This is a genomic window from Syntrophotaleaceae bacterium (assembly GCA_041390365.1).
Lineage (GTDB): Bacteria > Desulfobacterota > Desulfuromonadia > Desulfuromonadales > Syntrophotaleaceae > JAWKQB01.
On record JAWKQB010000005.1, the window covers coordinates 70,209 to 90,337 of the forward strand.

10 protein-coding genes are annotated in these 20,129 nt (G+C 58.4%); 2 read left to right on the forward strand and 8 right to left on the reverse strand.

All coding sequences use genetic code 11. The annotated features are described in order from the left end of the window. Window positions 1–9 precede the first annotated feature (9 nt). The 4 genes from R2940_18365 to R2940_18380 form a co-directional block, all read right to left on the reverse strand. Complete coding sequence (locus R2940_18365) at window positions 10–10,098, reverse strand: filamentous hemagglutinin family protein (protein MEZ4601759.1); 10,089 nt, start codon at window positions 10,096–10,098, stop codon at window positions 10–12. 117 nt (window positions 10,099–10,215) lie between these two features. Next, window positions 10,216–11,808 (reverse strand): ShlB/FhaC/HecB family hemolysin secretion/activation protein, encoded by a 1,593-nt coding sequence (locus tag R2940_18370; protein ID MEZ4601760.1) that lies wholly within the window; start codon window positions 11,806–11,808, stop codon window positions 10,216–10,218. A gap of 139 nt (window positions 11,809–11,947) precedes the next feature. Next, entirely contained in the window at window positions 11,948–13,144 is a 1,197-nt protein-coding gene (locus R2940_18375; GenBank protein MEZ4601761.1) for a thioredoxin family protein, read from the reverse strand. Then, a complete protein-coding gene (locus R2940_18380; protein MEZ4601762.1) occupies window positions 13,141–13,875 on the reverse strand; it encodes a hypothetical protein in 735 nt (244 codons plus the stop codon). The genes R2940_18375 and R2940_18380 overlap by 4 nt, the downstream gene beginning before the upstream one ends. Window positions 13,876–14,357: 482 nt before the next feature. Between R2940_18380 and R2940_18385 the strand changes: the two genes are divergently transcribed. Next, window positions 14,358–15,401, forward strand: a complete 1,044-nt coding sequence (locus tag R2940_18385) for a lytic murein transglycosylase (GenBank protein ID MEZ4601763.1) — start codon at window positions 14,358–14,360, stop codon at window positions 15,399–15,401. After that, a complete protein-coding gene (locus R2940_18390; GenBank protein ID MEZ4601764.1) occupies window positions 15,391–16,317 on the forward strand; it encodes an alpha/beta hydrolase in 927 nt (308 codons plus the stop codon). The genes R2940_18385 and R2940_18390 overlap by 11 nt, the downstream gene beginning before the upstream one ends. 4 nt (window positions 16,318–16,321) lie before the next feature. On the opposite strand, the gene R2940_18395 is transcribed toward R2940_18390, so the two are convergent. From R2940_18395 to R2940_18410, 4 genes are all read right to left on the reverse strand, one after another. Continuing rightward, window positions 16,322–16,597, reverse strand: a complete 276-nt coding sequence (locus R2940_18395) for a ferredoxin family protein (protein MEZ4601765.1) — start codon at window positions 16,595–16,597, stop codon at window positions 16,322–16,324. A gap of 156 nt (window positions 16,598–16,753) precedes the next feature. Further along, the gene (locus R2940_18400) at window positions 16,754–17,590 is read right to left on the reverse strand and encodes a molybdopterin-binding protein (protein ID MEZ4601766.1); all 837 of its coding nucleotides are present in this window, start codon (window positions 17,588–17,590) and stop codon (window positions 16,754–16,756) included. A gap of 183 nt (window positions 17,591–17,773) precedes the next feature. Beyond that, a complete protein-coding gene (locus tag R2940_18405; protein MEZ4601767.1) occupies window positions 17,774–18,802 on the reverse strand; it encodes a cytochrome d ubiquinol oxidase subunit II in 1,029 nt (342 codons plus the stop codon). Next, window positions 18,786–20,111, reverse strand: coding sequence for a cytochrome ubiquinol oxidase subunit I (locus R2940_18410; GenBank protein ID MEZ4601768.1), 1,326 nt, complete (start codon window positions 20,109–20,111; stop codon window positions 18,786–18,788). Before R2940_18410 ends, R2940_18405 begins: the two co-directional genes overlap by 17 nt. Between the last annotated feature and the right edge of the window lie 18 nt (window positions 20,112–20,129).

Sequence of the window (20,129 nt, forward strand, 5' to 3'; positions counted from 1 at the left end):
TCACTGCTTTTAAAGCACAAACCCAGTGACCTCGACATCCAGCCACTTGCCGAGGAAGTCGTCCACCACCTTGGCGGGGGTCAGACCATCCCGCGGGCCGAAGCTGGCCGCCTGTTCGACCAGACTGCTGACTTCGGTCAAACTGGAAACGCCGGCCAGGGCACCAAGTCCCGAGGTGCCGGAAGAGGTCGGAACCCCGACGGAACCGAGGGAGAAGCTGATGTTCTGAGCATTGCGCACCTCGGTGGCGGCCAGCAGAATGCGCCCGCCGGCGATGCCCGCCTCACCGGCGTCGATGATCCCCTCGGGAGCGACGAGGATGATGTCGCCAGGATCGGGCTTCTCCTTTATCCCAGCCACACCGTCCGGATCGTAGGTCAGGGCGCGGATGCCGCTGCCAACAGCAGGCGGAGAATAGGAAACTCGATATTCGCCATACTCATCCACATATATAGTTTTGTCTGTCTGGCTGATGGCAGTGCGGGAACCACGGCCGGCATTAATGTCCCCCTGGTCGGCCCAGACAAAAATATCGCTTCCGCCATAAGTCATGACTCTCGATTCAAAGACGTTCAGATCACCGATATTCAAGATCGAAATATCGCCTCCCGCAGTGGTAAAAATACCCGTGCCCTTGTTGGTCCCGCTGTCGTTGATGCTGCTGCGGCCCACGTCGATATCCCCTGCAGCTGCGATGTAGATGTTGGAGGCTCCAGCAGTGGTGCTGATCAATGATTCCACCATTTTGAGATAACCTCTGCCAGCCTGGCGTTCCGTAATCCCCGGCGCCGGGCCAAAAACCATTTCGATGAGCTCGCTGCGTGCTTTTTCGACGATGGCATTGGCATCAGCCGTGCGGCCGTCGGCCTGGGCCTCGACCAATTCCTGTCCGTAAACCTTGAGTGCGGCGAAAAACACGGCAGCGTCCTCCAGGGAAAAGTTCTCTGTTGCGTCCGTGGTGGAAACCTTCGTATCGTAACCCACCAGCACCAGCAGGTCGGCCCCCTCTGACCCCAAAGCCGAGTTTTTTGCACTGCCGCTGGCAACGATTCCTCGCGAGGTTCCGAGATCAAGGCTGTACCCGGCCTGAACAATCAGCGCACCGGGGCCGCCCTGTTCAATGCCGAACAGGGATTCCGTGGCCGTATTTTTCTTCAGTGCCGACTCCACCACGATACTGTTGCTTGCGGAAATGAGAGAAACATCATCCTCATTGAAGTTTTGGCCTACGTACCGAAGATAGCGAATATCTCCTCCGGCGGTGATGTGTGCCATCTTGGGCAACCGAAAGGCGATGTTCTCGATGTTGCGACCGGCTGTTATCTCGATGGCCTGGCCGTCGTCCTTGTGCAGGTCGCTGTTGCGATTTGACGCCTCGGCACTGAAAAACTGACTTTTGTCGATGGACCCATCCGTGGCGTAAACATCTGCGGGATCGTCATCGTTCATGATAATGCCAGAAATGGTTTGCCCAACAGACTCGGCTCTAATGTCTCGCCCGGCAACCAACTGCAGATTGCCCTCGCTGGACGGGAGCATTCCGAAAAGCTGCTTCAACACGATGTCGCGGCCCGCTTGGATCACCACGGTTGCCGGCAGCACGCTTCGCCACCAATCCTTTGCGTCGTCGGAGGGATAAATAGGATGTTCGCCATACAGGACAACGTCCCCACCGATGCTTTGCAGGAACATACTGGTCTCCTCGGTCATACCAAGGGTCCAAGTGGTACTGGAGGATGTCATGCCCTCGTGATCAGGATGAGCAATGAAAGGATCGACCACTGATGCGTGCAGATCTCCCTGAGCGGTGACCTGCAGGACAGTATCGAGTATTTCGAAGGACTGCTGGTCGTCGGTTGCACCTATATTACCCAGGGAGGCAATAGAGGCCGTTCCCTGCCGGTTGAGAAACCTCCCCGACAGGTCGCCGCCGGCGCTCAGCGTAAAGTTGCCGCTGCCGAACGTACCGGCCTGGGTAGTGAAGTCGGCGCCTGTCCGCACCGTCAGGTTTCCACCTCCCAGAGTGGCCAGTCCCTGAGTGGTACTCGACCCGTCGTAACTGGGTTGCCAGGAATATTTCCTCACTCGTCTGCCATTGATCATGACCAGCTTTGAAGTTACCTTATCCCAACCATTCCTGTTGTATCCCCCGATGATCGAACCATCCACATCGACAAAAACATCGCCACCGTGATCGTAATCCCAGTAATCAGTTGCCCCCGCCTGCGCCTCTCCCAGGGTGCGCACGGTTCCCAGTGTGTTTCCGCTCTGATTGAGGGACAGGTTACCGCCGATCCGCAGATCGATGTCGCCGGTGGCGGTCTGGATGACCCCGCCGTTGATGGTCAGGTTACCTTCGGTCCTTACCTCTACGGCACCAGAATAGGAACCGATGTTGAAGGGGATGGCCGAAGAGATCATGGTGCCGCCATTGACTGCGGCGGTGCCGATATGAATGCTGTCACCGGCAGCCAGCGTGACCGGCCCGCTTTCGCTGTAGACCTGCAGATTGTTGCCGATGGTGAGGGTCCCCGTATCGCGAACCGTGGCGGTAAAATCGGCGGCAGCCGGATCTGCGCCTGCCACCAGACTGATACCCCAGGAATCCTGTACGGGGCTCGTGGTCATTACTCCATTGCCATCCCTGACAGTGCCAGTCACTGTCATGTTGCCAGCAGCACGAACCACCAGGTTGCCGAGTACGTTCGAATCCGAAAGATTCAACGCACCGACCGTCAGGTTCCCGTCGGACGTCGCCTCGATTCCGGCTCGCAACTGCAGTGCCTCGATGTCGGTCGATTCGAGAGCCAGGTTATCGAAGAGATCTTCCGCATTGGCGATCCAGGCTTCGGCATCGGCCAGATAGGAATTGAAGATGATCTGATTCAAAGGACCGTCGACCGAGTAGGTTTCCACTCCTTCGGCAATGACCTTATCGGCCCCGATGATCGTGCCCTGCAGATTTATGCCGGTGCTGCCGGCTACGCCGTCCTCTCGGGCAGCTCGGAAATGGATTGATCCGCCTTGACCGCTGCCCGAAGCATCAATCAGCGCACCAGAAGCCATGTTGACCCACCCGTCACGGCTGTTCAGAACCACCGAACCGCCCTCGCCTGCGTCACCGGAAACATCGATAAGGCTGCCTGAGGCAAGAGTGAGATCCTGCCCGGAGTGAAGCTCCACCGTTCCTCCGGAGTCCCCGGACGCATCAAGTGTTCCCGCCAGGCTCACCCCACCTGCGTCAGCGGCCAGGTAAACCTCCTGCGCCCTCACGATATCGGCCGCGGCGATGTTCAGGTCGCCGCTGCGCGCACGCACGGCGATGCGTTCATCAAAACCTCCTTCATGCAGTTGCGTATTGAGGGAGGAAAAATCGGCAACAGCGGCAATGTCCATATCGAAGGAGCCGCCATGGCCATTCTCCGACCCGCGCCGGCCGCGTAATTCGCCGGCCAGATTCACCCCGCCTGTGCCATCAACCAGTTTGATGCTCCCCGCATCCCCCTGCGCACCACCGGAGACGTCGATCAGGGAGCCTGCGGCCAGATCGATTTCACCGTCTTCGGCGATTACCTGGACACGTCCACCGGAAAAATAGGCGTTGCCTCGGTTCAGAATCTTTCCGTTTTCCTCAACAGACACACTGTCCGAGCCGTTCAGGGTCGTGGTCCCCGCGGTATTGTCGACGATGCTGTCGACCCGGATGGTGCCTGCAGCGATTTCGAAGCGTCCTCCGGCATTGCCGGCTTCCGGGATACCGTCATCACCACCGAGAATGGCGACGGTACCGATTCCGCCGTCGATGAGGTAATCAGCTGCTTCATAGGTATCCAGGCTGTTGCGCTCTCCGGTTACCTTCACCAGCGGCGTGCTGACAGTCAAATCTCCATCCAGGGTGAAGGACCCCTGTCCCGTAACCGAAACCTTCTCGGCGGCCTCGATATTGATGGTTCGGAATCCGTCGGTGCGGACATCGCCGTTCGCCATCTGCACGACGTTGGCCACCAGGGTGAGATTGCCGATATCCTCGGCGCTGCCTTCGTTCGATTTTTGCCCGCTGTTGCCCAAGATAATGGTTTGGGCGGCAAGACGGACATCGCCTCCATTACCCACCAGTCGGGCCTCATCGAGGTAAAGCTGGTTGTTCACCTCCAGGTTAAAGCTGCCGTTGAATGCTATGTCCGATTCGCTTTTCAGGCCGATATTGGCGATATTTTCGAACAAGGACCAGAATTCCCTGGTAATGACCAAACCCTGCTCTCCACCGGTGTCATCGCCCTCGACGAAAACGATCCGCTTGCCCAGCAGGTTGACGGTGCTGTTGTCGATCTGGAAATGACCCTCCAGGCCATCCCCCCGCAGTTCGAGATCGTTCGTGGCCAAATTCAAGGCATCGGACACATGAACCTTCGATCCTTCCCCCAACACTACCTCGACATCCGGAGCATTGAAGGTGACCTCTCCGGCCTCGATGGTCGAGTCCTTCATCAGATAGATGCCGTTTTCGCCATCGGCCAGATCTCCATTTTTGCCGCAAGTCAGGGTAAGGCTGGTCCCGGCAACCTGCAATTCGCTGCCTTCCTCCAGGGTGATTTTGGTGGTTTTGTCCTCCTGACCCAGCTCGACGGCGGCAAAGCCGGACAGGGCTCCACCGTCGATCAGCAGTGTGTCCAGATGTTCCGCGGACAAGCCATCGGCAAAACCGAACTCATCCCAGGCGATAGCCGAGGTTCCTTGGCTGGAAGCCGTGACCACCACCTCTGCGCCGCTGAGAGTCATGCTGCCGCCGGTATACAGTCCCTCGAGGGGCGACGCGTTGAGGGTGCCGTCAACAACAGTGGTCTCTCCCAGCAGGGAAATGCTGCCGGCATCCCCTTGGGCGAAGGCGGCCACTTCAAAATCACCTTCCGCCAGCAGGTCCCTGAGTTTGCGTACCGAATAGCTTTTGAGGGCTGCCGCATCTATGTCTGTCCCCTGCCAGGTCTGGTAACCGGCAACGATCCGGTAGCCTTCCTCGGTATACTGAGCGCCCCCCGCCTGGTAAATAGTCCCCAGGTCCGCAAGCACCAAAGCATTTTCGAACTGGGAATACTCATCGGCCAGCTCGGCGTATTGCTCGGCCATCAGGGCGTACTGCTCGGCCTGGCGGCCGTAATCGGCCGCCTCCTGCCGGTATTGCTCGGCCAGAGCCGTATACTGCGCTGCGGAGATTTCGTCTTCGGCGCCAGCGGCCAAAGCCTCGTTTTCCACGGCCAGAGCCGCGCTTTCCGCTGCCAGTTCGGCCTTTTGCCCCGACTGCCGGGTGTAATCCTGCCGGATCTCGGTGTAGGCCGAGGCTACCAGGGCATAATCCTCGGAAACCACCGAGTAGACTCCGTCAGCAACTCCCTCGACCCCCTGCAGATACACCGCTTCGCCCGGCAATTGCTGATCAGGGTCGGGCACCACGATCAGGGCTCCGCTCAAAGGATTGGTGCTGCCGTCGACCCCGGGCTGAAACTGGTAGGCGAAAATCGCCCCACCGCCCGAGACGTCGATCTGGGCCCCTTCAGCCATCAGCACCTGTTCCCCGGAAATGGTCACCCCATGGCCGAGTGCCTCTGTAACCTCTTCATGATCGCGCTCGCTCGCCGAAGTATCCTTTGTGTCATTGAACCAGGTTCCATCGGCGAGAGTACCGTAGGCGGTCGCCCCGGACCCCGTCGTGCGCAAAAGACTGCCTGGGGCCAGGTAAACCCGCCCGGAATTTTCATCGTCACCTTCGCCTGTGGCGATTAAGGCTACAGTTCCGTAGGGCGCTTCGATTGTGCCCCGATGCTCAATACCTCCCCCGGCCTCCAGCGTAATGCTGCCGCCAGCGGATGTCAGGGCTCTGGTGCTGTCGATAGAGCCAGGCAAGGTCGTGATTTTGCCGCCGATCTGGAACTTGAAATCCGCGGTAAGGGCTGAAGAAAAACTATCCTGATCGGCTAAACCTGATCCTGCAAAGGCCGCGAATTCGCCTGCCAGATCATCGGGCACCTCGGGGAATATCCTCCCGGTCATTATAAGGTCGCCGCTGTGGGCCAACTTGCCGGACCAGGTCAAACTATCTGAATCATCACGAAGACGAAGCTGGTAATCGAAATCGCTTACCCGCAATTCCCGGTCGGCCCCCAGGTAGACATTATCGAAGCCTGAAAGCTGAAGGTCCCCGACCAGGTCGATCCATTCACCGGCTAGAACCAGTTGTCCCTCGCCAATAGCCACCGCATCGGCATCCTCAAAGACCCCCACCGAATTGATCAAACGCACCCAGGGAGACTCCAGCCATACGTCCGCATCTTCCCCGGCCGTAATCCTTGTTGTATCCAGAACCAGGGAACGGTCTAATCGGGCGCTAATTTCACCGTTGAACGACAATCCGCTATAGCCGCGCAGAGTGAGGGCATCGAACCCGCCGGCAAGCCAATAATCAAAGTCCTCGCTGTCCAAAGACCAGTTCGTGGTCAAGTCGGTGTTGATCAAGGTCAGAGAACCACCCTGACCACTGGCCCTGTAAGCTTTGGCGAGGAGTTGACCACCCAGTTCAAGATTTGCGAAGGACAAGGTAATCTCCCCCGGATCCCCGCCGATGGGCACCTGGTTCAGTCGATGGTATTTATCCCGTATCCAGGTACGGGTGTCAGGTGCGGCGGATACATCAACAACCGCTCCTTCGGCAATCAGCAGGGTATCGCTCGAGGTTATAGTCACCGAGCCCCCGTCATGGGGGGACTGCGACCGGACCAGACCTGAGGCAGGTGCGGTGCCGGGCTCATTCCAGCCGCCCGCCAGGATGCGGGCCTCTTCACCGAGAATCAGGGGGTCATACCCCAGCGTGGCGAAGGTACTCGAAGCCGTCACATTCACCTCACCAGCCAGGGCTTCCAGCACACCGTTGATCTCCACCCCTGGACCGGAAATGCCGATCTGCCCGGTCGGCCCGACACTCAGGGTGGCACCGCTTTCCACTATGGTTCGGGCGATCCTCGTTTCTTCCTCTGGCACAGAGGGGTCCGGCTTGGCATCGATTGGTTTACCGGAGGCCAGTGTGATTGTCGATGCACCGAGGTATCCAGGCAGCGGCTGTCCATCGGCGGCATTGGGAACCTGCCAAGCCGTGCTGCTGGGGAAGATGCCCAGAGCTTCGTAACGGGATTGTTCGGCACTGGTTTCTGTGTTGAATTCGCTTCCCGGTTGAAGCCGGGCAACCGAAGGTTGAAGATGGACACCGCTTTTTACAATCAAATCTCGAGCACTTTTGAGATTGATACGTGTGAAGCCGCTGTCTCTCAATTGGGTGGTGCTCAGAACCAGTCCTTCATACCCGGGAGGCAACTCGCTGTCCGCCGTCATACCGCTGTCACCCACCAAAGCAGCGGTAACAGTTAAATCCGACGCATGAAGATTGAGTTCGCTGCCTGTCTGTCCGATCAGGGCCAGACCGGTCAGCTCACCGTCCAGGAACAGGGCGTCGCCCTGGATGGTCAGGCTGCCGGCATCGCCCCCCTCAATGTCTCCGTCCTCCGACCACTGGTAGCCTCCGCTGACGTCAATGCGGCTTCCTTGGGCCAACACAAGAGCGCAGACCGGTGAAGCCAAATCTGAAATTGTGACCGTTCCACCATCGAGAATGCCCTGCACGATGCTGTCGCTGCCGCTTACAAGGCGATTGTCGTTCCGTTCCCCGGACACGTCGATCACCGCTTTTTCGCCGAGATAGAAACGGCTTTCATATTCTCCATAGCGGGGGTCAGCTTCAGTGGTTGAAGTTACGTTTTCCAGGAGGGAGTAGGCCAGGTCTCCCGACGGAACATACACCCTGCCCTCCTGAATGATGCGCCGGGCATAAACCGATAGACTTCCCCCCGCCTGCAACCCGATCTCTGCATTTTCAGCCAGGGTGAATTCTCCATTGGTTGATACGGTCAGGCTGCCCAAACCGGCCTCTTCGATCTTCCGTGCAGAAATGATATTGATCTGATTCTCATTGAGTTCGTCTGATTCCGAAAAATCACTCAAAGACGTAGTTGAATCGACAACCCGCACTGATTCGAGGATTGCATCGCGATCGCCCGGACTATTGTTATCCCCAATCAATTCCCCAAGCTGCAGGAAACCTCCCTTGGGCCGTAACAGGCTGAGAAGCCCCTTCGCCTCTTCTTTATTGTCGTAAATCTGATAGGCGCCTATTGTGGCCTGACCCTTGAGGACCCCGTCGAGGACGATACGGGGCGCGATGAGTTTCAGAATGCCTGCATCGGCTCCGGCGACATGGTCGGGGATATATTTTTCGACGTTCTTTGTCGCACTGTACCTGCCCCACTGAGAGGCACTGGCAATGTCGGGTAAGGAACTGCCGGAAACGAGCCCGGTAACTTCGACAGTTCCGGAATCATATTCGATGCCGCCACCGGAAAAATCCAACAGCGCTCCATCGCGGACGATAATATCAGCGGTGTTGCCGGCTTCCTGGTTGAGACCGGAATTGATGATTATGGTACCGCCGGTGGTGGCAAGCTCGGCTGCGGTCTGCTCCTGGGTGTTCAGAACGCCGCTGACATCCCCGATGGCCGAACCCTCGGTAGCCAGGAAACGAATGGTCTGACCCTGCAGTATCCCGCCTTTCTGGGCAAAATAATCCCGCAGTTCCAGGCTGTTGAGGGTTGTTTCGAGCACCAGGGATTCGGCGCCCTTGGTGACCCAAAGACCGCTGACGTCGATGATGCTGTCCTCAGCCAGATAGACTCTCTCACCTGCATCAATAGTTACATTGCCCGAAGGAGCGTCGATGATGCCGCGATGTTCCACTCGCGCCACCGTGTCTTCGCTGTCATAGGAAATGCCGTGAATCTTGATGTTGGCATCAACCTGAATATTTTTATCCACTACATAGGTCTCAGTGGACGGGGTAATCGGGGTACTGGTACGGCTATTTTCCCCTGTACTGACCAGTTTGGAGGCCATCAGTTCTATCTGACTGGCTTTTTCAGGCGACGTGGCGGCCATTGCGTCCCAATTCTGGTATACTTCATTGCCGTACATTCCGATTAATCCAAGATTGGCCTCCAGAGCACCTCCTTCATATACTATTTCTACTAATCCTTGGTTGTTTATCTGCTCACGTACGTTCTCCCAGTTTTGTTCATTGATTGTTATCTCGTTGCCTTCTGCATCTATAAAAACGATGTCAACATCCTCTCCTCTTTTCAGATTTTCCAGATAATTCCAGTTTTCATTGGATATATTTTTTCCTTCGCTTTTTGTTTCTTTCAATACAACCCGTCCTAACTGATTAACTACCTCGCCGGCATTCTCCTGAACCACATTTACCCTATAGCCCAGCTCGATGCGCGTCTGAGACTCAGTCTCCTGCTCCAGCAAAACCTTCGTACCTGCAGCCAATCCGATCTGTCCCGCGGTTGCACTGATGGTGTCCTCGTTGACGACCTTTTGGCCCAGCAGAAAAATCCGTCCACCAACCTCTGTGGCGGTGATAGTTCCCTGATTGCGGATGCCGTAGCCGGAGTCGGTTGCCGCGTAGTCGGCAAGACCCATGTAGTCTTCCGCCTGAAAGGTCAGGTTGTTGTTGATAAAGTTGGTATCGCTGATATTGAGGGTGGAAGCGGTCAGGGAGCCGACGTTGACCTGGGAGCCTTCGCCGAAGAGGATGCCGTTCTGGTTGATCAGGTAGATATGGCCGTCTGCTTTGAGCGTGCCGTAGATCTGACTGGGGTTTTGGTCGTGGATGCGATTGAGGGCGGCCCAGCTGCTGTTGCCCTGCTGCTCGAAATAGGTGGTGGCACCCTTGCCGATGTTGAAGGATTCCCAGTCGATGATGACTTTGGAGGTTTTCTGGTGGATGGTCAGAGTATCGCCTGAATAGTTGGCTTCGGCCACAGTGTCCGGGTCCACGCCTGAGGGAACCGCCACATTGAACCCCGTGGGCAGGGTTCCTTCCGGCACATTGGGCAGGTCGGCGGCGTTGTTGAAAGCCGAATACCGGCCGGCATAACTCGCCACGGGTGCGAAGGTCAACAGCCACACCAGCCATGCAGCACATATTTTTCGCAACATTGTCGCCCCCTATCGAAAATCAGTGATCAGTCATGATTGATCAGTGATCGGTGTTCAATGACTGAAACCTGACCAGAAAATAGATTTGTTATTTAGCGTGGACCAGCAACAAGCAACCTAAAAGTAATATTTCAGCCGGAAATGGCCCCGGATGTCGCCGCTGTCGGCGCGGGCGGTGGCCGAGAGGGCCATGGCCAGGTCGAGCTCGTAATCGAACATCTTCCACAGTTCGCCGCGCAGACCCAGTCCGGTGCCCTGCAGTTCGAACTCGTCCGTCTGATCGGGCAGGGGATCCTTGACCCACAAACGGGCATAGTCGTAGAACAGATAGGGGCGCAGTTCCATCCAGTTCTCCCAGCCGGCCAGTTTGCCGACGTCGGGCAGCAGCCATTCGATGGAGGCGCGGACCCCGTTGTCCCCGAGGGAATCGCTCTCCTTGTAGCCGCGAACGCTTTCCATGCCGCCGGCGGAGAACTGCTCGCTGGACACAAGCGGTTCGCTGGCCACCTGACCCTTGACCGCCAGGGCCAGGTCCATGTCCCAGGGCAGCTGCTGCTCCCGCTCCAGGCCGACATTCAGGTAGAAGTAGTCGCCCCGGGCCTGGTAGCGCTTGCCGGAGAACTCCTCCTCGCTGCCGACCAGACCGCGAAAATGCCAGTTGAGGGCGGCCTGCAGGCGGGTGTTCCCCGTCTTGCCGAGCAGGGTGCCGTTGTAGCCAATGGAGAAGGGGAGGTAGGAGATGGGGGTTTCGGTGTCCTCCTCGTCCTCGCCGACAAAACCGAGGGTTTCCTCGAAATCCTTGTAGTCCACGCCAAAGCTGATGGAGTGGTAATACTTCTTGTAAGGGTCCAGGGGCACCAGATAGCGGGCGCCGAGAATGAAACCCTTGCCGATGACGTTGAAGCCCTCGCCGAAGGCGGTCTCGCTGTCGGTCCACAGGGCGTAGCCGGCCAGGTAATGCTTTTTCTGCCAGGGCGTCGGCAGCACGTAGGAGCCGCCGAGGACCTGCACCTCACTCGGCTCCAGGGGCGCTGTCTGGTACTGGAAGGAGGCCGAATGCTTGCGCTGCCAGAGATTGTCGTAGCGGATCAAGCCATTGAGCCGCAGCTCGCTGGTATCGTGAGTCGAGCGGTTGTTTATTTCGACACTTGCATGCAGAGGCATCCGGTCCTCGACGGTCAGCACCACGTCGTCCACCCCCATGTCCCGGGCCGGCTCCAGCTTGAGCCGCACGGTCAGGTCGGGGTTGGCGTTGAGGGCGTTGAGCTGCTCTTCCACATCGGGGATGTAGATGATCTTTCCCGGCTGCAGCGCGGGCAGCTCCTCCATAATGCCGGCCTTGGTGAAGTAGCGGTTTTCGTTGACCAGCACCTGGCCGATGCGTGATTCGATCACCTTGAGACGGATTTCGCCCCCCTCGACCATCTGCTCCGGAATGTTGACCATCACCCGCAGGAAGCCGTTTTCCTGGTAGAACTTCTCCAGCTTGGTCCGGGCGTCCTCGACGACATCGGCGGTTTTTTCAGGACCGGTAAATTCCATGAGCAGTTCGTCGAGCAGTTCGCCGGGATACAGGGTGTTGCCCTCGACGACGAACTGGCGGATCTCGAAGGTCGGCCCTGCGTCGGTCTCCGCAGATTGTTCCTCAGCCCAGACCGTGGATGCCAGAAACCCTGCCGCAAGGATGAGACTCAAGATGCTTACAGCCAAACGCAGCGTCCTCAACGCTTTTCCTCCATATAAAATTCGTAATTCGTGATGCGTAAGGCGTAAGGGGTAAAATTCGGTCAAAAACCTTGGCTTCATGGCTACAAGCCTTTCTCACCAATTACCTGTTACGCCTTACGATTCACGGCATTTCAGTTTCCGCCAGTGCGCGCAGTTCCCGATACAGGATATTTCCGTCCTTGAACCCTTCCGCCTTCTGCAGAACCTCCCCATCAGGATTCAGGTAGACGACCATCGGGTAGTTTTCCTGCCCGAACTTCTCCTTGAACTGCTTTTCCACGTCCGAATTGATCTTCAGCCAGACGAACCGGTCCTGAAGACTTTTGACCCGGGGATCCTCCACGCTCTCGCCAAGCAGACGCTTGCACCAGGAACACCAGTCGGCGTAGAGAACCAGGACCGCCGGCTTGTTTTCCTGCCGGGCCCGTTTCAGGCCGCTGTCGAACTCCTCGCCCCAGACGATGATCTTTTCGTCGTAGGTACCGGCAGGAACCCGGGACAGAACCTCCAGGTCGAGAACGAGCGCCTTGCCGATCGTCAGGGGGTTGGCGTCCACCGTGAAAGAGACTCCATCGGTTGCCACGATTCTGCCCTTGCGGTCCTCGAGCATGAATTCGGCTCCGAGTTTGGGAGTAAGCCGCGTGAGGATCTTCTGATCCTCGACAAGGATCTGCACGGTGCCGAACGGTTCCTCTATCTCTTTTCCGTTTTCAGCCTGCATTTCGAGAACAACCGAACTTTCCTCGACTTTTGCGACCCTGGTCTGAATATAGGGTGAAAGGTGCAATTCCCTGCCGACCTCAGGAAAGCCGCCGGTCAATTGCACATATCTTTCTGCGGGCAGTACCAGGCTGACGGGAAAAACCTTTTCGCAGGGCAGCTCACGACGCAGAGAGGGATCGGCAGGGCCGAAAGCCTCCTCAGAAGGTACGGTCACAGTGCGGCTTTGGCCGGGAACCATGTCGAGCACCGCGCTCGCCAGTCCGGGCACGACAGCCGCCTTCCCGGCAACAACCTCCTCGGGCCGATACGCTTCCGGATCACGGTAACCGTCCATTCTGGCCCTGTCCGGATCGCGGGCCACTCCCTCGCGGGTAGTGTAGAGCAACCGACCGTCCTCCAGGGTCGCCGTCACCTCGACGGTCACGACATCTCCCGGGCCGACCGGACTGGAAGGAACCTCGGCAGAGGATGCATTTTTCGCCGTATCGATGACCGGAGATGCGCAGCCAGCGGCAAAGAGGGCTCCAGTCAGGCCCAAAAGGCATAAACAGCTGAGACATAACCTTTTCAAGCAGATGCGCACCAGACCGATCATGGAATCTGACTCTCCTCTCCCCTGGAAACCTCAACATCGCAAACCAGATTCTGGCCGGCCAGAGGATGACCATAATCAACGGTGAAAAAGGCATCGTCCACATCGGCAACCTTGCCAACCATAGGACCCGAACGCACCAGATCTCCTTTTTCCACTAGGATTTCCAGCAGATAGGAGTTCTGATCGGCACTGACCCTGGCCCTGCCAAAGGGGGTATCGATCAATTCGCCGACGGGGGCGTGAAAGTCGACCACCACTTCGCTTTCGCTGACTGAAGTCACTTTTCCCGGGATGGCCGGATCGAAGGTCATTTCCTGACCAATTTCGGGATTTTTCCCGGTCCGGCCTTTGTATTCATCGACGGTCATATGCAGCCCTCGGGGGCGCCGCCGCACCTTCGCCAGCCTTATGGTCCCGGAGGGCCTGACCGGGGCCTTGGCCGCGGCAACTTCAATCCCGCTCAAAGTCCCCGGTACCTGACCAACGACGGCCTGTCCAAGCTGAACGGCGATGGCATCAGCAAAATCGAAGGGGGCCGAGCCGCTCTGGGAAACCTTTTCCTGGCCTGCGATCCATTCAAGAGGAGCATCGTTTTTCAGAGCCAGGTAGATGGCGGACCTCTTCTCCTCGGGGCTGATCGCTCCATCCCTGTAGGTGGAGGCGGTCAGTTCGCCATTTTTCAGGCGGCAGACATAATTTATCCGCACCCTGTCACCGCTCCGGAAAGGCATTTCATTCTGCGCAGCCGCCGGATATGACACCAAAATGGCTGCGCCCAACAACAAATAAGTAAATAGAGAGAACTTCATAGGCACTCCGTCAATTCGCGTCATTTATCCGGGCGGCAAAAAAACAAAACCCCAGCCGATAGGGTGCAATAAACCCTCTCGGCTGGGGCTGTTCGATACCTGATAAGGTCGAACCGGTAACCCGGCCTCTGGTGTCCGATACTTTTCGCGGCCGAAAAGGCCGTATTTCCGGTCGCCGGCTGCCTCAAAAGATTCCCGGACGACACGGGAACTTTTTATAGAAGAGAAATGTTAGGAGAATATTTTTTGAATCGCCTTTCTGACAATTTTTTGACCGGGCCTTTTCCGCTTCATTTTTTACACCCCCTCCTTGACCTTCATAGGCGGAGGTGGGGATAATTACAGCTCCAGGAGGCTGGTTACCATCTTTTTCAATTCCATTCTCAACAACAAAGGTCTTTCATATGCATTTGTTTTTTCGTCGTTTTTTCCCCCTGATCACCCTTCCGCTCGCCATTGCCTGCTGTGTGCCGCAACCGGAAGTTGCCTCTCCCGATCCGGTTCGATTGCAACAGCCCGATGCCAGCACCACCAACCCGGCCAGCGCCGACTTCGACCGCTGGGTGGAGGAGCTGGCCATCGAGGCGAGGAGCCGGGGGATCAGTGAAACCACCCTTGCGGACGCCCTGACCGGCCTGCAGCCTATCCCGCTGGCAGTAAAAGCGGCAGGGAAACAGGCCGAAGATGTTTTTTCCGCCCGCCGCTATCTGGAACGGATGGTCTCGGAGAACCGGATTCGCCAGGGCATTCTGCAGATACGGGAAAAAGAGGCTCTTTTTGAAAGGGTTCACGACACCTACGGAGTGCAGCCGGCCTACCTCGCAGCCTTGTGGGCCATCGAAAGCGATTTCGGCAAGGGCAAGGCCCGCTTTCCCCTGGTCGGGGCACTGGCGACCCAGGCATGGCAGGGCCAGCGCCGCGAATTTTTTCGCCGCGAGCTGCTGGCGGCCCTGGAAATCCTCGACCGGGAGGGGATGAAAAGCGCCGACCTGCGCGGTTCGTGGGCGGGGGCGAGCGGGCAGTTCCAGTTCATCCCCACCAGTTACCTCCACTATGCGGTCGATTTCGACGGCGACGGTCACCGTGATATCTGGACCGATCCCGCGGACGCCCTTGCCTCGGCGGCGAATTTTCTCAAGGAGGCGCGCTGGCGGCCGGATCAGGAATGGGGCAGGGAAATTCAGCTGCCCGCCAGGTTCGATCCCGCCCTGGCCGGACTGAAGGTGCGCAAGCCTCTGGCGGAATGGCGGAAACAGGGGCTCGCTGAAGCCGCCGGCCCCGCGGATCGGATGGCCTCACTCCTGCTGCCCGACGGCCCGGAAGGACCGGCCTTTCTGGTCTTCGACAATTTTCGCGTGCTGATGCGCTGGAACCGCTCCAGCTCCTTTGCCCTGGCTGTCGGAACCCTGGCGGACAGGATTGAAATGGGAGTGAGGAGTGAGGGGTAACGGGCCAATCGTCAAGCATTCGTCTAATGACCGCCGTCTGCGGCTGCCCGACGGCCGCAGGCTCGGATACGCCGAATTCGGAGTTCTCGACGGGCAGCCGGTGATCTACATGCACGGGCTGCCCGCTTCCCGCCTGGAAGCCCGCATCGCCGATCGTGCGGCCCGGAAGGTGGGTATCCGCATCATTTCCCCTGATCGTCCCGGCATGGGGCTTTCCGATTTCCAAACCGGCCGCACCCTGTCAGCCTGGTCTGAAGACGTGGGGCACCTGGCCGACAGCCTGTACCTGGAGCGGTTTTCCCTGCTTGGGGTTTCAGGCGGTGGGCCCTATGCCCTGGCCTGCGCCAGCAGCATGTCCCGTCGACTGCGCGCTGTAGGCCTGGTCGGGGCTCTCGGTCCGATGGCGGTTCCCCACCTCGGCAGATCGATGAAGCCGCCGGCCCGGTTCAGTTTCCACCTGGCCCGCAATTTTCCCCGATTGTCCCGCCTGCTCTATGGCGAATTGATCGGCCGGCTGCTGCGGCAATGGCCGGATCTCGTCACCCTGCTGCTGCAGCCTGCCGAGGCCGACCGCCCGGTGCTTGCCGATCCCGATGTCTCGGTTATTTTGACGAATTCGATCAAGGAGGCTCTACGCCAGGGAGGACAAGGCCCGGTACGGGATCTTCAACTGCTGGGGGAGGAGTGGGATTTCGATTTGAACCGGATCGACTGCCCGGTCCATTTATGGCACGGGGAACAGGACGCGACGGTGCCGATCGTGATGGGCCGCTATCTCGCCCATGTCATTCCCGGCTGCCAGTCCCGTTTCTATAAGAAGGAAGGCCATTTTTCCCTGCCGGTCGGGCACATGGAGGAAATTCTTTCGGACATCAGCAGCGGGGTGGGGCGGGGATCGATAAAAAACCTCGTCTAGCCTGTTATTTCGCTGCGGCTACTCTTCTTTCCACCACAGAGAAGGCCCGGCAGCGCTGCAGGGAGTAGCTGTTCCAGGTCCGGCTGAAAACCTTGATGGCGATGTCCGGGCAGATGCTGGCGCACAGGGCGCAGCCTGCGCAATTCCCCACGTCATCAAATCTGGCAACCGGAAATCCCTGCTCGCTCACCTGTTCCTTCAGGGTGATCAAGTTTCTGGGGCAGGCGGTTGTACAGAGAGCGCACCCCTTGCACCTGTCCTGGTCAATTTCTATTCCCACCGGCATATCCTGTCTTTTCGGCAACAATGGAAAACCCCCTCCCTTCGAGAAGGGGGGGCTTGAAACCGGCAGAGTCTATGGCCCTTTAGGGAAAAAGTCAACAGAACAGAATTTGCAGCACCACTGCAAACGCGCACCATCCTCCAAAAACATGCATTATTTCAAATTACCCGCTGCTTTGTCCCGGTGGGAAAAACCCAGACCTGCCAACCCCTCCCGGAGATCCTTGAGTGCCGCCTCGATCAGGGCTTGTACCGCAGCCTGATCGGTTCCGGTAGCGGCCAGCAGGATATCCAACTCCGGCATCTCTCCCGGTTCACCTGCCAGGGATTTGATGTAGACGGCGGGGTGGGCGGGAACCACCCGGCGGAGCACCGGCTCGAGCAGCGATTCGTCATTGCAGCAGACGGTCAATGTATGCAGGGCTGAAAGACCGCCCTGGAAGGTCTTTTGCAGAAAAGGCTGCATGGAGGTGGTAAAGATTCCCTTCAGTTCCGGGGGTACGCCGGGCAGACTGATGATGGTCGTTTCGCCGGCTTGCAGCAGGACTCCGGGAGCGGTACCGGCCGGATTGGTCAGCGGGATCGCCCCTTTGGGAAGATAAGCCATCTTCTCCCGGGCCGGGTTGAGCCCTCCGAATTCGAGAATGCCCCGGGCATGGAAGTCATCGTAGCTTTTGCGGATCATTTCCCGGGCCTGTTCGTGCAGTTCAAGGGGAAATCCGACCCCCTCCGCCACAGCCGCAAGAGTGAGATCGTCGGCCGTCGGGCCCAGCCCTCCCGAGGTGAGGATGACTTCCGGGCGTCGGCCCAGTGCCGCCCCCAATTCCCCGGCAATGGTTCCAAGATCGTCCCGCAACACCGTGCTGCGCACCACCTGGCCGCCAAGCCGATGAATTTCGTGGCAGAGCCACTGCGTATTGGTATCCAGAATTTCACCGTTGAGAATTTCATTGCCGATAATGAAAATTTCCACGAAAACCGGTTTTGTCATAGCTTCAATTCCCCCCAGCGGTCACCCCTCCGAACGACCGGCTTGCGATCAGCGGAGTCTCTTTTCACAAAGACCCCGCAACTTCTTCCTTTTTCATTTGAACCTTCATCAAGCGTAGCAGCAATTATCATTATTACAATCGAAAGAATCGTATCTAGTCTAAACGAGTGAGGTTACAGCGTTTCATCGCCGCACCCTGAATTCGTCGGGAGGCGATTCCGGGTCGGGGGAGCCGCGGAAGGTCCAATAGAGAAAAGCCAGGGAAGGGGCGAGAATGATCACGCCGAAAGGCAGCACGGTGAAAAAGGCGATCAGGGTTTCGCGGGGAGCTGCCGCCTCGGAGATCGTCAGCTGGCCAAGCAGAAGATCGGGGTAGAGGGCGACGCCGAAACCGAGCAGGGTGAAGGCCACTGTCGCCCCCGCTCCAAACTGTGCCGCGAAAAACTTGCGTCTCCAAAGCAGAAACTCGGTTGCGGCACCAAAGAGGACTGCCAGGGAAATGCACACCAGGGTCCGGGGCAGCAAAAGACGGGCAGCGAACCCGGGGGCGTCGAAAAAGGCGACGGGTATTTCCAGCGTGGTCAACATCCCCAGCACAAGAGCCGCAATCATGCCGCGACGGCGGAAGTCCTCCCTCAGGTCTCCCTGAGTCCTGACCGTCATGTAGATGGGAGCGAGGTAGGCACAGATGGCCAGGCCGATCAGTCCGCCAACAATGGTAAACGGAGTGATCCAGTCCCAGGGGCCTGTCGCCGCGCCTTGCGCCGTCAGCCTCAATTCTCCCCCCGCCGTAGCGGCTACGGCCATGCCCAGGGCCAGGGGCGTGAGCATGCTGGACACTTCGAAACTGCGGGCAATGAAAGGCACCCCCCGGCCGGTTTCACGCCCGAAATGGCGAAAGGCGAAGGCGGCACCGCGAAAGTTGATCCCCACCAGCGCGATCACCAGCGGGACCAGCAGGGCGGTAAAAAGTGTGGAAAAGGCCCGGGGGAAGACCATGAACAGCACCACGACGACGTAGATCAGCCAGACGTGATTTGTCTCCCAAACAGGACCGATGGCTTGAAACAGGCTTTCACGCTGTTCCTTTTTCCGGGGCCCGGAGGCCAGGGCGGTCCAGATCCCGCCGCCGAAATCCGCTCCCCCGAAGGCGGCGTACATGATCAGACCGAGCAGCAGGGCTCCGGCAGCCAGGTCAGAGAGAGTCACCATGAACATCCTCCCGGGAACCGTCCGTGGAAGGTTCGCGCTTCAGCAGCATTTTGACCAGTCCGCCGGTGAGCAGGATATACACGATCAGAAAAACGGCCAAAACGATGGCCAGCCCACCGCTGGGATTGGCCCCCTCCGCAACCTTCATGACACCTTGAATAATCCAGGGTTGCCGGCCGAATTCGGTGACCAGCCAGCCGGATTCGAGGGCGATCAGGCCGAAAGGGGCGGCCGCGACCAGCAGCCAGAGCAGGGGGCGACTGGCGGCAAAATTCCGCCTGCGCCAGGCGTGCCACCAGAACCATCCCGCAGCCAGAGCCATGATGAAAAAGGAACCGACCATGAGCTGAAAGAATGGATGCACCCAACGGGGGTCAGGCACCTCATCGGCGGGAAAATCGTTCAGTCCGACAACGACGGCATCCGGGTCCTTAAAAGCGAGCAGGCTCAACATCTTCGGTACGCGAAGAGCGAAATGGACCTCGCCCGTTGCCGGATCCGGCCAGCCGCCGAGAATCAGGGGAGCTCCCGCCATTGTTTCGAAGTGAGACTCGGCCGCCGCCAGCTTCGCGGGCTGGTGGCGGGCCAGAAAAGACGCCGACCAATCGCCGCTGAACAGCATGAAGGGCAGGGTCAAGCTGCCCACCGCCATGGCCAACAGCAGCGCCTTCCTGAAATAGAGGCTGTTCTGCCGCCGCAGCAAGGCAAAGGCATAGATTCCCGCCATGCCGAAGGCCGTGGCGGTGAAGGCTGCCAGAGTGCCGTGCACCGCCTGATGGGCGAAAGCAGGATTCATCATCGCCCGCAACGGCGAAATGTCGGTGAGTGCGCCGCTGTCCAGTGTGAAGCCGGCCGGCGTATTCATCCAGGAGTTTGCACTGATGACGAAAACGGCGGACAGGGCGGCCGACAGAGCCAGGGGGATGGTGCACAAGAAGAGGGCCCGTCGCGAGAGACGTCTTTCTCCGTAGATGTAGAGGGCGAGAAAAATGGCTTCGGTGAAAAAGGCGTAGCCTTCCATCCAGAAGGGCATGCCGATCAGCGGCCCGCTGAACTCCATGAACCGCGGCCACAATAATCCGAGTTCGAAGGAAAGTACCGTACCCGACACGGCACCTATTGCGAACAGCAGGCCCGCCGGGCGGATCCACCGGCGGGCCATGTCGTGGTAGAGTTCGTTGCCGGTTTTTAGAGAGATCCCCTCGGCAAGCATCAACATCAGCGGCAGTCCGATGCCGATGGTGGCATAGATGATATGAAAGCCGAGGGATATGCCCATCAGGGCACGAGCGGCCAGAACATTGTCCATGATCGGCCTTTATACCGG

What these genes read in the sequence shown, in the direction of transcription:
- R2940_18365 (MEZ4601759.1), bottom strand. Translation starts at nt 10,098, where the DNA reads ATGTTGCGAAAAATATGTGCTGCATGGCTGGTGTGGCTGTTGACCTTC.
- R2940_18375 (MEZ4601761.1), bottom strand. Translation starts at nt 13,144, where the DNA reads ATGATCGGTCTGGTGCGCATCTGCTTGAAAAGGTTATGTCTCAGCTGT.
- R2940_18380 (MEZ4601762.1), bottom strand. Translation starts at nt 13,875, where the DNA reads ATGCCTTTCCGGAGCGGTGACAGGGTGCGGATAAATTATGTCTGCCGC.
- R2940_18385 (MEZ4601763.1), top strand. Translation starts at nt 14,358, where the DNA reads ATGCATTTGTTTTTTCGTCGTTTTTTCCCCCTGATCACCCTTCCGCTC.
- R2940_18400 (MEZ4601766.1), bottom strand. Translation starts at nt 17,590, where the DNA reads ATGACAAAACCGGTTTTCGTGGAAATTTTCATTATCGGCAATGAAATT.
- R2940_18405 (MEZ4601767.1), bottom strand. Translation starts at nt 18,802, where the DNA reads ATGGTGACTCTCTCTGACCTGGCTGCCGGAGCCCTGCTGCTCGGTCTG.
- R2940_18410 (MEZ4601768.1), bottom strand. Translation starts at nt 20,111, where the DNA reads ATGGACAATGTTCTGGCCGCTCGTGCCCTGATGGGCATATCCCTCGGC.